We start from the raw sequence: 13,378 nt of genomic DNA, 5'->3' as shown, positions 1-13,378 counted from the left end.
CCGATCGGGATCGTGGCACACCCCACTCGTCAGACCGGGGTCACCGGACCGCCCATGATGTTGCCGACGATCCCACGGATGATGTTGGTGCCGTCCTCTTCTCGCAGTTCGCGATACCACTGCGCGGTCTTCTCCGGGTCCTTGGCGTGGGTGACGTCGCAGCGTTTGCGTGCCCGCAGCACGAGTTCGCCTGCGCGCTCGGTGCGCGCCGCCTGGTAGGCGGCGAGCGCTGCGGGTACGTCGTCGGGATGGTCGCGGAACGCGTACTGCAGTGCGACGGCGTCCTCCATCGCCGAGCAACCGCCCTGTCCGATGTCGGGGGTGGTGTTGTGTGCGGCGTCGCCGAGCACCGCGACCCGGCCCTTGACCCAGGTGTGGAAGGGGTCGAGGTCGAGGATCTCGACGCGATTGGTCGCCGCCGGGTCGAGGGCGGCGATCAGCGTCTGTACGCCGGGCGCCCAGTCGGCGAACTCGGCGGCGAGAACCTTTCTGGCACTGCCCCGTTCGTACGGCGCACCCTCGGGCATCGGGACGTCGAAGAAGAAATAGAACCGGCCACCGGCCACCGGCATCACCGACACCCGGCGACCATCGCCGACGTAGGTGGTCCACTCGGTGGCGGGCCCGATCGCCTCGTCGATCTCCACGAGTCCGTTGAAGTTCACGTATCCCGCATAGCGGCGCGTGACGGGTCCGCCCAGCACGTATTCGCGGGTCAGCGATTTGGCGCCGTCGGCGCCGATGACCAGATCCGCGGTGACAGTGGTGCCGTCGGCGAACTCGACTGTGGCACTGTCTGATCCGTCGCCACTGTCTGATCCGTCGCCACTGTCTGATCCGTCGCTCACCGAGATCATCTTCTTGCCGAAGTGGATGTCGTCGATCCCGTAGGCCTTCATCAGCATCAGTTGCAGCTCGGCGCGCGCCACCGGGTAGGGCCGCTGGCCCACCTCGTCGATGAGCGGCTGCATCGAGAAGCGGCACATGGTGTCGCCGGTCTTCGCCTCGACATAGCTCATCGTCTCGACGATGCCGCCGAGCTCGGCGACCTCCCGCTCGAGTCCGAGATGATTGAGGCATTTGACACCGTTGGACCACACCGAGATCGCCGCTCCGACCGGCTTGTTCTCGGTGACCTGCTCGTACACCTCGACCTCGATGCCGAGTTGTTTGAGCGCGATCGCCGCACTCAGTCCACCCATACCGGCCCCGATGATGACAGCCTTCACAACACTTCCTTCCCGCAGAACCACTACAGGCTAAGGGGATCGGGGCGCTCGCGCGCGTCGAGGATGCTGCCCGTCGATGGTCTCCGGGGAGAAACCGTGGCCGTCGCCGGTGTGGTCAGCGGGCGGCGCAGCCCGCCGCGAGGGTCCGCACCATGCGTTCCCATTGATCGGTGATGGTGGCGACGTCGAGTCCCACGGTGTCGGTGAGGTGTTGCACCGACGATGCCGCCAGCGGTGCCTGCACCGCGATGGCTACGGTGTGGACGTCGTCGCCGAAACCCAACTGGCGCAGCAGGATCTGCACGTGCTGGGTGGAAGCGCGCCAGACCGGATGCTTCATGAACTCGCCGCTGTCGGCGCCGGCCTCGAGGAGGATGTCGAGATGATCCACGGTCATCTTCAGCCGCGCCCGCCCGTAGGCGAGCAGGCGGTCGAGGGGTGGTGCCCCGGGGCCGAGGGGTTCGGGACCGGAGAGGTAGGCCTGCTGGAGCTCGGATTCGGAGTGGTCGAGCAGGGCGTGCATCAGCCCGGTCCGGCTGCCGAAGCGACGGAACACCGTTCCCTTGCCGACGCCTGCCGCTGCCGCGACGGCATCCATCGTCACCGCCGCGGCACCGCGGGTGTCGATGAGCGTCTGCGCTGCGGCGAGCAGTAGGCGGCGATTGCGCGCGGCGTCGGCGCGTTCGGGTTCGCCGGTGCCGGACAGGCGCAGAGACAGCGCGTTGTGCTCTGACTCGGACACGTGATGTACCTAACTCTCGACGTCATGCAGAAATATTCGGACCGTGGTCCGGTTGATTCTATCAACTGATACTCGAGTGCAGGAGGAGATGTCGTGTCCGATTCGACCGTTCATGTGGTGGCGCTGGTGGGGAGTCTGCGCAAGGACTCGATCAATCGTCGGTTGGCCTTGGCCGCTGTCGACAATGCGCCGGAAGGCGTGTCGGTGACCCTGGTCGACGGCCTCGAGCAACTGCCGTTCTACAACGAGGACCTCGATTCCGCGACCGGACCGGTGGCCGGCGATGTCGATCCCGCGGTGGCGCGGCTACGCGCGCAGGTGGGTGCGGCCGATGCGGTTCTGCTGGCCACGCCCGAATACAACGGCTCCACTCCGGCCGTACTGAAGAACGCCATCGACTGGCTGTCGCGGCCGTACGGCAATGGTGCGCTGAAGGACAAGCCGGTCGGCGTCATCGGAGCTGCGCTGGGCCGCTACGCGGGCACCTGGTCGCGTGAGGACACCCGCAAGTCGGTCGGTATCGCCGGTGGGCGCGTCGTGGAAGAAGTGGACTTCGGAATCCAGACGGTCGGACTCGACGACGGTGCGCTGCCCGCCGACGTCGTCGACGGCGTGGGTGCTGCCGTGCGCGTGCTGGCCGATCAGGTGCCCGCCCGCGTCTGACCACCACGCCACGGTTCGCGGTGACCTGCGAGCCGTGAGCAGGGGTCGTGGGGGCGCGCAAACGCGACACGCCCGGCGGCACCGCAACACGCCGGGATTCGCGATTCTGCATGCGTCGCGACCTGCGAGTTTCATGAATGTGATTCACAACTTCTTGGGGTGCTCTGAAATGTCAGGCACTAGGTGTAGTGTTCTCAACACCAGCAGGGCCGAGATGCACAGAGGCGTCAGCGGCCGCGGGTGAAGGCCAGATGCGGTGACCTGCGTCACGTTCTTCACGCTGGAAAACCGAACCGACCGCCACCCATCCGACGAGCATCTGCCGATCATCACGTGACCCGAGGAGCGTTCATCAATGGCCATCACCGTCTACACCAAGCCGGCCTGTGTGCAGTGCAATGCCACCTACAAGGCGCTCGACAAGCACGGGCTGTCCTATGAGGTCGTCGACATCAGCACCGACGACGAGGCCCGTGACTACGTGATGGCCCTGGGTTACCTGCAGGCGCCGGTGGTCGTGGTCGGCGATGACCACTGGTCGGGATTCCGTCCCGACCGCATCAAGGCGCTCGCCGCCAACGCTGCCTGAGCCCGCCGCGCTCGTTCGATCCGGAGGGGAAGTCGGGATCGAACCGCCGGCGGGTCGACGTGCAGCCACGTGCGCGGTTGCCTGCCCCGTGCGATCCACCGGGGCAGGCAACCGGACCAAGAAATTCCGCATGTGATCACGGTGTTCAACCAGATACGGCCCATGATCGGATAGCCGTTGACCGAATACAACGTTCATCAGACTCGGTAGGGGTGAGACAGATGACGGGCACCGCGCCATTGGTCGTCTACTTTTCCTCCGTGTCGGAGAACACCCATCGTTTCGTCCGCAAGCTGGGACTGCGGTCGGTACGGATTCCCGTCGCCGATCGACTCAGCATCGAATCGTTCCGAGTCGACGAACCGTTCGTGCTCATCTGCCCGACCTACGGCGGCGGCAGGTCATCGACCGCGATCGGCGGAGGATTCGTTCCCAAGCAGGTCATCAAGTTCCTCAACAACCCCGACAACCGATCGTGGATTCGCGCGGTGATCGCCGCGGGTAACACGAACTTCGGTGAGGAGTTCTGCCTCGCCGGGGACATCATCTCGCGCAAGTGTCACGTGCCCTACCTGTATCGGTTCGAGCTGATGGGCACCGACCACGACGTCTCGCGGGTTCGGGAGGGTCTCGTCGAGTTCGCGGCGACTCCTGCCTTCGAGCGCCCGGACTTGTCCGACCCTCTCACTACAGTGACGCGGTAGTCGTTTCATCGTCGAAGCCGCACACGCCGACCCCCACCCCGATCAGTCCTTCACGCCCGTCCGCACACCCCGAAAGCACAGGAGTTCTCGTGTCGCCCACCGCATCCGTCTCCGACGTGACCACCGACACCACCACCTCGGCCAGCAAGTCGGGTGTGCACGCCTCGCCGGCGGGTCACGACCCGGGAGAGCTCGACTACCACGCCCTCAACGCGATGCTCAACCTGTACGACCGCGACGGCAGGATCCAGTTCGAGAAGGACCGCGAGGCCGCGCACCAGTACTTCCTGCAGCACGTCAACCAGAACACCGTCTTCTTCCACGACCTCGACGAGAAGCTCGATTATCTCGTCGAGGAGAACTATTACGAGCCCGAGGTCCTCGCCCGGTACGACCGCGAGTTCGTCAAACTCCTCTTCGGGCATGCCTACGGCAAGAAGTTCCGCTTCCCGACCTTCCTCGGTGCGTTCAAGTACTACACGAGCTACACCCTCAAGACCTTCGACGGCAAACGTTATCTCGAGCGGTTCGAGGATCGTGTCTGCATGGTCGCGCTGACGCTGGCCGACGGTGATACCGCGCTGGCCCGTAATCTCGTCGACGAGATCATGGAGGGTCGCTTCCAGCCGGCCACGCCGACCTTCCTCAACTCCGGTAAGAAGCAGCGCGGCGAGCCGGTCAGTTGCTTCCTTCTTCGTATCGAAGACAACATGGAATCCATTGGGCGGTCGATCAATTCGGCTCTGCAGCTGTCCAAGCGCGGTGGTGGCGTGGCGTTGCTGCTGTCCAACATCCGTGAGCACGGTGCGCCGATCAAGAAGATCGAGAACCAGTCCTCGGGTGTCATCCCGATCATGAAGCTGCTCGAGGATTCGTTCTCCTACGCCAATCAGCTCGGTGCCCGTCAGGGGGCCGGTGCGGTGTATCTGCACGCCCACCACCCCGACATCTACCGCTTCCTCGACACCAAGCGGGAGAACGCGGATGAGAAGATCCGCATCAAGACGCTGAGCCTCGGCGTGGTGATCCCCGACATCACCTTCCAGCTCGCCAAGAACAACGACGACATGTACCTGTTCAGCCCGTACGACGTCGAGCGTGTCTACGGGGTGCCGTTCGCCGACGTCAACGTGACCGACAAGTACCACGAAATGGTCGAGGACAAGCGGATTCGCAAGACCAAGATCAAGGCGCGCGAGTTCTTCCAGACCCTCGCCGAGCTGCAGTTCGAGTCGGGTTACCCCTACATCATGTTCGAGGACACGGTGAACCGGGCCAATCCGATCGACGGCAAGATCACCCACTCCAACCTGTGCTCGGAGATCCTGCAGGTCTCGACGCCCTCGACGTTCAACGATGACCTCTCCTATGCGCATGTGGGCAAGGACATCTCGTGCAACCTCGGCTCGCTCAACATCGCCAAGACCATGGACTCGCCCGACATCGGGCAGACCATCGAGACCGCGATCCGTGGGTTGACCGCCGTCAGCGACCAGACCTCGATCACCTCGGTGCCGTCGATCGAGCACGGCAACAACGAGTCCCACGCGATCGGTCTCGGGCAGATGAACCTGCACGGCTACCTGGCCCGTGAGGGCATCTTCTACGGCAGCGACGAGGGTATCGACTTCACCAACATCTACTTCTACACCGTGCTCTATCACGCCTTGCGCGCATCGAATGCCATTGCGCGCGAACGGGGTAAGGCGTTCGCCGGGTTCGAGCGCTCGAAGTACGCCAGCGGTGAGTTCTTCGACAAGTACACCGATCAGGAGTGGCTGCCGAAGACCGATCGGGTGGCGGAGTTGTTCGCGCAGGCCGAGATCACCATCCCGACCCGCGACGACTGGCGTGAACTCAAGGCGGCGGTGCAGCGTGATGGCATCTACAACCAGAACCTGCAGGCGGTCCCGCCGACCGGCTCGATCAGCTACATCAATCACTCGACGAGTTCGATTCACCCGGTCGCGGCCAAGATCGAGATCCGCAAGGAAGGCAAGATCGGTCGCGTCTACTACCCGGCGCCCTATATGACGAACGACAACCTCGAGTACTACCAGGACGCCTACGAGATCGGCTACGAAAAGGTCATCGACACCTACGCCGCGGCGACCCAGCACGTCGACCAGGGCTTGAGCCTGACGCTGTTCTTCAAGGACACCGCGACCACCCGCGACGTCAACAAGGCGCAGATCTACGCGTGGCGCAAGGGAATCAAGACCCTGTACTACATCCGGTTGCGCCAGATGGCCCTCGAAGGGACTGAGGTGGAAAATTGCGTCAGCTGCATGCTGTAATGCCTCATTCGACGCGATCAGGGCTCAGATGACATGTCCGATCAGCTGGCAATAGGTGGTGTTATTTACGCGATTCGTTTGCGGCGGTCTTACGACTACAGGTACGTCGGTTTGACGACCAAGTCGGCGGAGTTGCGGTTGCGGCAGCACCTGAAGGTCGCGACGTCGGGCAGGAAGACTCCGTTTTACGGCTGGCTCCGTAAGCAGCGTCGAGACGATGTATGCGCCGATGTCCTGGATTGGGTCGACGGTCTGGCGGAACTTGGTGAAGCCGAGGTCGAGTGGATTGCCTACCTTCGGCGTGACGGTCAGCCATTGCTCAACTTGTCCGATGGCGGCCTCGGTCCCATGGGTATCGAGTGGACTCAGGAGATGCGTGAAGCTGCCCGTATCCGCTCAACCGGACGAAAGGGGGTCAGTCGCTTTGCCGTTGAGAATCCGTTCTTTCGCCGAAGTCACTCGGCCGAACAACGGGCGAAGTGGTCCGCAGATCGACGCGGGACCAATCAAGGCGCGCTGAATCCGAACTTCGGCAAGTTCGGTGCAGAGCACCCAAGCTTTGGCCATTCGATGACAGAAGAATCGAAACGGCGCCTCTCGGAGCAACGGCGAGGCGACGGGAACCCGAACTTCGGTCGCAAAGGAAGCGCTGAGACTCGAGCGAAGATGTCAGCTGTGCGAAAAGGGCGACCGATGCCCTCCAGTAAGCGAAGTGCACACACTCGCTATCACACCAACAAGCGTGTATTCAAAGACACATGCCAGTACTGCGTTGAAGACGCAGGGAGAAACCCCAATGGATAAAGAGAGCGACAGTCATTATGTCTGAAAAGCTGAAGCTGGTGAGCCGCGTCTCTGCGATCAACTGGAACCGCGTCCCCGACGAGAAGGACGCCGAGGTGTGGGATCGCCTCACCGGCAACTTCTGGTTGCCGGAGAAGGTGCCGGTGTCCAACGACATCCCGTCGTGGAACACGCTCACCGAGTACGAGAAGCAGCTGACGATGCGGGTGTTCACCGGTTTGACGCTCCTCGACACCATCCAGGGCACCGTCGGCGCGGTCTCGCTCATCCCGGATGCGTCCACCCCGCACGAGGAGGCGGTGCTCACCAACATCGCGTTCATGGAGTCGGTGCACGCCAAGAGCTACAGCTCGATCTTCTCCACGCTGTGCTCGACCAAGGAGATCGACGAGGCGTTCCGCTGGTCGGAGGAGAACGAGCACCTGCAGCGCAAGGCCCAGATCGTCATGGATTACTACCGTGGCGAGGACCCGCTCAAGCGCAAGGTGGCCTCGACCCTGCTCGAGTCATTCCTCTTCTACTCCGGCTTCTACCTGCCGATGTACTGGTCCTCGCGCGCCAAGCTCACCAACACCGCCGACCTCATCCGCTTGATCATCCGCGACGAGGCGGTGCACGGCTACTACATCGGCTACAAGTACCAGCGGGGTCTGGAGGTGCAGACCGCCGAGCGTCGTCAGGAACTCAAGGACTACACCTTCGAGTTGCTCTTCGAGCTCTATGACAACGAGTCCGATTACACCGAGGCGCTCTACGACGAGGTCGGCCTGACCGAGGACGTCAAGAAGTTCTTGCGCTACAACGCGAACAAGGCGTTGATGAACCTCGGCTACGAGGCGATGTTCCCGAAGGACGAGACCGACGTGAACCCGGCGATCCTGTCGGCGCTTTCACCCAACGCCGACGAGAACCATGACTTCTTCTCCGGCTCCGGTAGCTCGTACGTCATCGGCAAGGCGGTCAACACCGAGGACGAGGACTGGGACTTCTGAGGTAGGAGCACGCGCCCGACCGGGTGCAGCGGGGGCGACGAAGGCGAATGATCCGGGGGGATTGTCATGAGTGACGACAAGATCGACTACCGCAAGATCGATGACCGCAAGGCTCGGTCGCACCTGCGTCGGTGAGCGTCGTGGGCGCCGCACCGAAGAGCTGGACCGCGTTTTGGGTATGTGGGGGGATCGGCGTGGCGGCATTCGTGGCCGTCGCGATCTGTGCGGCCGCGCATGCTGCGGCCGGCGTGATCTTCTTCGGCATCTTTGGTGTGGGTTGGAGCGGTCTGGTTCTGCTGACCCTGTGGGGAGCACGATCGGTGATCGGCAGATCTCAGGTCACCGCAGGGCCGGACGGGATCTGGGCGCCGGCCTTTCAGCTGCCGTGGGAGCAGATCCGTGCCCTGGATTTCGTCAGCGGCGGAACCAGCTACGGAAAGATCGATCCGCATCAGACGCACGCGGCACGGCGACGGGAGACGTCGCTTGTCGTCACCTCGCGCGCGGCGAACAAGAACGGGCGACCCCTGCAGTACGGAACGACGCTGCATCAGTTCAACTCGGAGAACTTCGACGAGTTCCGCAGTGCAGTAAGGGCTTTGGCGCCGCACGTCGAATTCTGGACCACGCTCAACGTCAGCGATTACGTCGTCGACCCCACCGCACAGCAGGAGCTTGCCCGGCAGTTTGCTGCGACCGGACGGGTCGCCGTGACCACGCGGCGCGGTAAGGAGAAGATGTACTTCGACCGAAACGGAGTCGGCGCCGACGACAAGTTCGTGCCGTGGACAGCGGGTCACCGGTGTCATCGCGGTGATCGACCTGTACACGACCAACGGCAGAATGGGAAAGAGCTCCGCGCGGACCCCGAAGCTCGTGATCGTCACGAATATGGTCGTACTCGGCGCCCGCGGTCGGCTAGCATGGTCGCCATGTCGATCACCGAAAGGGGCGCTGCGCCTCACCTGAGTTGATGGCCGGCGTTCGCGTCCGCAGGGCGGACGAACTCCGACGTTCCCGACGAGCTCGCCCCCGTTCCTGTTGGGGCCACCTCATTCTGGCGCCGCTGTGGGCCCAGCACGGAGCCAACCTGGGCACCCTGCTGCGTACCTGTGATGCAGTGGGCGCCTGTATGGCGGTGCCACCGCACGACTGGGTGGGTCCGGCCTTGCGACGGGGCAACACCGTTCCGGGCCGCTCATGTATTCATCGCACCGGCAACCCGGTCCGGTGGCTCGAGCGTGAGCGCGCTGCCGGCGCTCACCTCGTCGGCGTCGAATTGGCCGAGGGCGCAACGCGTCTGGCCGACCTACCGATCGCACGGCGACGTACCGTGGTGGTGCTCGGGCACGAACGCACGGGCATCCCCGAGTCCGTCCTCGACGTGCTCGACGACGTCGTCGAGATACCGATGGTGGGACGCGGGGCGAGCTTGAACGTCGCGGTGTCCGGGTCGCTCGTCGCCTACAAGCTCGCGGGATTGGTGTGAGACCGCCCTCAGGGTTCGACGATCCGGTCGTAGAGATCGCCCAACTCGTCGACGGCCTCGGCGATGTCGCCGGGGGCGACGCCGGAGGCCCGCAATGCCGTGCGCAGAGCGGTGCCGTCGAGGTCGGTCAGCGGATTCATCCGCGGCGGCGATGGGAGTGGGGGAGCGGTCGCGCCGGTGCCGTAGAAATCGATTCGCGGTGGCGCGGAATCATTCTCGTCGCCGGTCCGATCTCCGTCACCCTGCGGGGAGGAGTCTCGGGCGGGCGCGAGTTCCTCGATCGCGTCGAGCAACTCCGGCAGCGACGTCCCCATCACCGACAGCAGGGTGGTGGGGCTCCGGTCGATCTCGACGGCCACCTCGTACATCGTCGACAGGACGTGGATGCAGCGTCCGGAGTCGTCGGGGCACGTGCACACCCCGACGATGTCGGCGCTCTCGGTGGGCAGCACCAGTTCACCAACGGTACGCGGCTGCTCACCACGCGCGAGCGACATCACCTCGGTCACACCGTCGGCGGCGCGCAGCAGCGTCGCCACCGTCGCGGTGTCGACGGTGCGGATCTCGATCGTCACCTCGAACGGCTCGAGCTGACTGCCCTCGACCGACGAGGTGACCCGACCCGCGCCGATCGTCAACCGATGCACGTGCCGATCGCGGAAGTACCTGCGCGCCTTGGTGATCTTGCGGCTGTCTACTGCCGCATCGGTGCCGTCGCCGGCGAATCGGCCTTCGGTCACATCGACCAACGCACGCGACCACGGAGTCAGCGCATACCCGCGCACCGGGACCGTACCGCGACGTGCACTCATCGGTGTGCACTCATCTGGGCGCCGCTCATTCGCTCACCGCGTCCTCGCGCAACCGGAACAGTTCGAAGAGTTCGTCGTTGCCGAGGTCGCCCATCCAGGCCTCGCCCGCCGACACCGTCAGCCGTGACAGCTCCCGCTTCTTCGCGATGAGGTCGTCGACGCGTTCCTCGAGCGTGCCGACGCACACGAAGCGTCGCACGTGCACGCGTTGCCGCTGCCCGATCCGATACGCACGATCGGTCGCCTGGTCCTCGACGGCCGGATTCCACCAACGATCCACGTGCACCACGTGATTGGCGGCCGTCAGGTTCAGGCCGGTGCCGCCGGCCTTGAGGGTGGCGATCAGGATCGGCGGACGAATCCCGGTGTCGCCGTGCTGGAATCGGTCGACGAGCCGGTCGCGATCACCGCGTGCCAGGCCACCGTGCAGCAGCGGGATCTCGGTGCCTAGCAACTCGGTGAGCCACGCCGAGAGCAATTCGCCGAACGCGGCGAACTGGGTGAACACCAAGGCCTGATCGCCCTCGGCGACCAGCGTCGTCGCGATGTCGTCGAGCAGTTCGAGTTTCCCCGACCGGTGGACGCCCCGCCGGACCAGCGGTGTGCCGTCGGCCAGATAGTGCGCGGGATGATTGCAGATCTGCTTGAGGCGCGTCAACGCCGCCAACACCGTTCGCCGGCGCAACGCGCGCTGCTGTTTGTCCCGCAGGGCCGCCATCAGATCGTCGATGACCGCGCGGTACAGCGCGGCCTGCTCGACGGTGAGATTGGCGCGCACGGTGATCTCGGTCTTCTCCGGAAGGTCGGTGATGATCGACGGGTCGGTCTTCTCGCGCCGAAGGATGAACGGGCGGGTCAACGCGGCCAGGCGGGCGAGCGCGTCGGGATCACGGTCGCGTTCGATCGGCTCGGCGAAGCGATTACGGAAGGTCGACGCCGACCCCAGCAGACCGGGATTGACCAGGTCGATCACCGCGCGCAGATCCTCCAGCCGATTCTCGACGGGGGTGCCGGTCAGGGCGATCCGGTGATCGGCAGGAATCGACCGGAGTGCTTTGGCCGCTGCGGTTCTCACGTTCTTGACATGCTGGGCCTCATCGACGACGAGATGCCGCCAGGGGTGCGTCGCCAGCAACTCGCGGTCACGGGTGGCGATCGCGAAGGTCGTCAGCACCACCTCGGCGCTGCCGTGGACCGCCGCGAACGCGGCGCCCTTCGCGCGATCGGGACCGTGATGGACCGCCACCGGCATGCTCGGCGCGAACCGCGCCAGTTCGGCAGACCAGTTGCCCACCACCGACATCGGGCACACGATCAGCGTCGGCGAGCGGGTGGCGGTGTCTGCCGTATGCGCTTCGTGGGCGAGCAGCGCGATCACCTGCACCGTCTTGCCCAGCCCCATGTCGTCGGCGAGGACACCACCGATCCCGCGCCGTGCCAGATGCGCCAACCACTCCAGGCCGCGCTGCTGATACGGGCGCAGCGAGGCCGCCAACAGTTCGGGTGGCGGGATCGGTTGTGGGCGCAGGGCTCCGGTCTCGGCGATCTCGTCGAGCCAGTCCAGTCCGCGCACTGCGCTCACCGGTACCGGCAGGGAGTCGGTGTCGCCGGCGACCAACCCGAGCAACTCGCCCATGTCGGGTGCGGCGCCCGATCCGGCCAGCGCGCGCTGGGATTTCACATAGGCGGCCGCCCGGCTCAGCCGGGCGCCCTCGGCGCGCACCCACACACCGCGGATGCGGACGAGATCGCCCTTCTGCCTGGACAACTCGTCCAGATCGGCTTCGCCGAGGGTGATCGCATCCGGCCCATCGCCGAGTGCCAGGCGCCACTCGAACTCCCGGATCTCCCGCAACCCGACCATGCGTGCCGGCGCACCACCGCCCACCACCGGACGTGCCCGCATGGTCAGACTCGGCCGGACCTCGGCGATGGTGCGCGGCAACAAGACCGGGAACCCGGCGTCGGCCAGCGCGGCGGCGCCGGTGGTGAACAGGCGTTCGGCGAGTTCGGTGGGCAGCAGGTAGTCCAGACTCGTCCGATCCGGATCCGCTTGGTGTAGTTCGGGAAACGCCCGGACCGCGGCGGCCAGTTCGGTGGTCACCTCGTCGAGGTCGGTGGCATCGAGCCGACCCGGCAACACCGGCGCCACATGACCGTCGATCGAGCGTCGGCACACCGCAAGGCGCCATCGCAACCGGTCGGGGTCGGTGCGCACACGGTCGATGTCGTCGTCGGGGCCGAGGTCGTCGATCGGCGAGTCCGGGTCGTCGGGTTCGTGCAGCCGGAAGATCAGGCTGGCCTCGTCGGCTGCGGCGCTCGTGCCCCAGCCCGTCCACGCCGACGTCGCCGCCGGGCGGGTGGCGGCCGGCGGTACCGCGCCGTCGCCCACGAGCGCGGCGATCAGCGGCGTGGTGGGATTGGCCGCGCCCAGTCGTGACGCGGAAGCATCGATCCGGCAACGGCATTCGTGATCGACCACCTCGGCCGCGAAGTCCATCAGGGCGGCGGCGCCGCCGTTGTCGGCGAGTGCGCCCGGCGCGCCGCCGGTGATCACCGCACTCCAGGCACGCCACGCCGAGGTCGGCAACGGCGCCCAGCGGAACACCGTCTCGCCGGCGATGTCGGCCAGGGTGGGGGCGACCGCGCCGGCCCCGACGAAGCGCCGGACCCCGTCGACGAGATGCCGATACCAGGCGATGTCGCCGGCGACGGGTAGGGATCGGGTGGCATCGAGGAACGAGACGGCAGAAGCCGTGCCCAGGGTCATCGTGGCGACGAAGTCGCGGCGGCCGGCGTCGTCGATGATGTCGATCTGGCGGCGGAAACGCTTGCCCGCCAACAGTGATCGCAGAGGATCGGGGAGCTCACCCGTGCGGGTGGGGTCCTCCCAGACCGCCAACCCCACACCCGGGCGCCACAGCGCATGCAACCCGGCCACCGACCCGCCCGGAGCCGACGGCTCGCCGGAACGCGTCGCGAGGGTCGATGCCATGGCCTTCAGGGTAGTTCGCGGCCCCGACACGACCGCGAAACGGCTGCCGGCGGTGCCGACCT

The 13,378-nt window shown here is 65.4% G+C and carries 12 protein-coding genes; 8 read left to right on the top strand and 4 right to left on the bottom strand.

Features of this window, described 5'->3' with window-relative positions; translation table 11 throughout:
• Positions 1-29 precede the first annotated feature (29 nt).
• Positions 30-1,229 carry an FAD-dependent urate hydroxylase HpxO gene (gene hpxO / locus P3L18_RS18630; protein WP_276114894.1) on the bottom strand — a complete coding sequence of 400 codons (1,200 nt, stop codon included), beginning with the start codon at positions 1,227-1,229 and terminating at the stop codon, positions 30-32.
• A gap of 115 nt (positions 1,230-1,344) precedes the next feature.
• Positions 1,345-1,971, bottom strand: a complete 627-nt coding sequence (locus P3L18_RS18625) for a TetR/AcrR family transcriptional regulator (protein WP_006367610.1) — start codon at positions 1,969-1,971, stop codon at positions 1,345-1,347.
• 93 nt (positions 1,972-2,064) lie between these two features.
• On the opposite strand from P3L18_RS18625, the gene P3L18_RS18620 reads away from it, so the two are divergent.
• The 8 genes from P3L18_RS18620 (at position 2,065) to P3L18_RS18585 (ending at position 9,509) form a co-directional block, all read left to right on the top strand.
• Positions 2,065-2,634: an NAD(P)H-dependent oxidoreductase gene (locus P3L18_RS18620; RefSeq protein ID WP_020170730.1), complete on the top strand. Its 570-nt coding sequence runs from the start codon at positions 2,065-2,067 to the stop codon at positions 2,632-2,634.
• A gap of 355 nt (positions 2,635-2,989) precedes the next feature.
• Complete coding sequence (locus P3L18_RS18615; RefSeq protein ID WP_006367608.1) at positions 2,990-3,223, top strand: redoxin NrdH; 234 nt, start codon at positions 2,990-2,992, stop codon at positions 3,221-3,223.
• Positions 3,224-3,444: 221 nt separating this feature from the next.
• Positions 3,445-3,927 (top strand): class Ib ribonucleoside-diphosphate reductase assembly flavoprotein NrdI, encoded by a 483-nt coding sequence (gene nrdI, locus P3L18_RS18610; protein ID WP_020170731.1) that lies wholly within the window; start codon positions 3,445-3,447, stop codon positions 3,925-3,927.
• A gap of 89 nt (positions 3,928-4,016) precedes the next feature.
• Positions 4,017-6,224: a class 1b ribonucleoside-diphosphate reductase subunit alpha gene (nrdE, locus tag P3L18_RS18605; protein ID WP_276114893.1), complete on the top strand. Its 2,208-nt coding sequence runs from the start codon at positions 4,017-4,019 to the stop codon at positions 6,222-6,224.
• Between the two features lie 33 nt (positions 6,225-6,257).
• On the top strand, positions 6,258-7,028 hold the full coding sequence (locus tag P3L18_RS18600; protein ID WP_276114892.1) for an NUMOD3 domain-containing DNA-binding protein: 771 nt from the start codon (positions 6,258-6,260) through the stop codon (positions 7,026-7,028).
• Positions 7,029-7,045: 17 nt separating this feature from the next.
• Positions 7,046-8,020, top strand: coding sequence for a class 1b ribonucleoside-diphosphate reductase subunit beta (nrdF, locus tag P3L18_RS18595; protein ID WP_276114891.1), 975 nt, complete (start codon positions 7,046-7,048; stop codon positions 8,018-8,020).
• 194 nt (positions 8,021-8,214) lie between these two features.
• On the top strand, positions 8,215-8,994 hold the full coding sequence (locus P3L18_RS18590; RefSeq protein ID WP_276114890.1) for a hypothetical protein: 780 nt from the start codon (positions 8,215-8,217) through the stop codon (positions 8,992-8,994).
• Positions 8,994-9,509: a TrmH family RNA methyltransferase gene (locus P3L18_RS18585; protein WP_276114889.1), complete on the top strand. Its 516-nt coding sequence runs from the start codon at positions 8,994-8,996 to the stop codon at positions 9,507-9,509. The genes P3L18_RS18590 and P3L18_RS18585 overlap by 1 nt, the downstream gene beginning before the upstream one ends.
• An 8-nt stretch (positions 9,510-9,517) precedes the next feature.
• Here the strand turns inward: P3L18_RS18585 and P3L18_RS18580 are convergent, their stop codons facing one another.
• Positions 9,518-10,321, bottom strand: a complete 804-nt coding sequence (locus tag P3L18_RS18580; RefSeq protein WP_079930321.1) for a hypothetical protein — start codon at positions 10,319-10,321, stop codon at positions 9,518-9,520.
• Positions 10,322-10,346: 25 nt separating this feature from the next.
• Positions 10,347-13,316 (bottom strand): DEAD/DEAH box helicase, encoded by a 2,970-nt coding sequence (locus tag P3L18_RS18575; protein WP_276114888.1) that lies wholly within the window; start codon positions 13,314-13,316, stop codon positions 10,347-10,349.
• Positions 13,317-13,378 lie beyond the last annotated feature (62 nt).

It is taken from the genome of Gordonia sp. N1V, from assembly GCF_029269935.1.
Classification (GTDB): Bacteria; Actinomycetota; Actinomycetes; order Mycobacteriales; family Mycobacteriaceae; genus Gordonia; species Gordonia polyisoprenivorans.
This window is presented reverse-complemented; position numbering and strand designations above follow the sequence as displayed.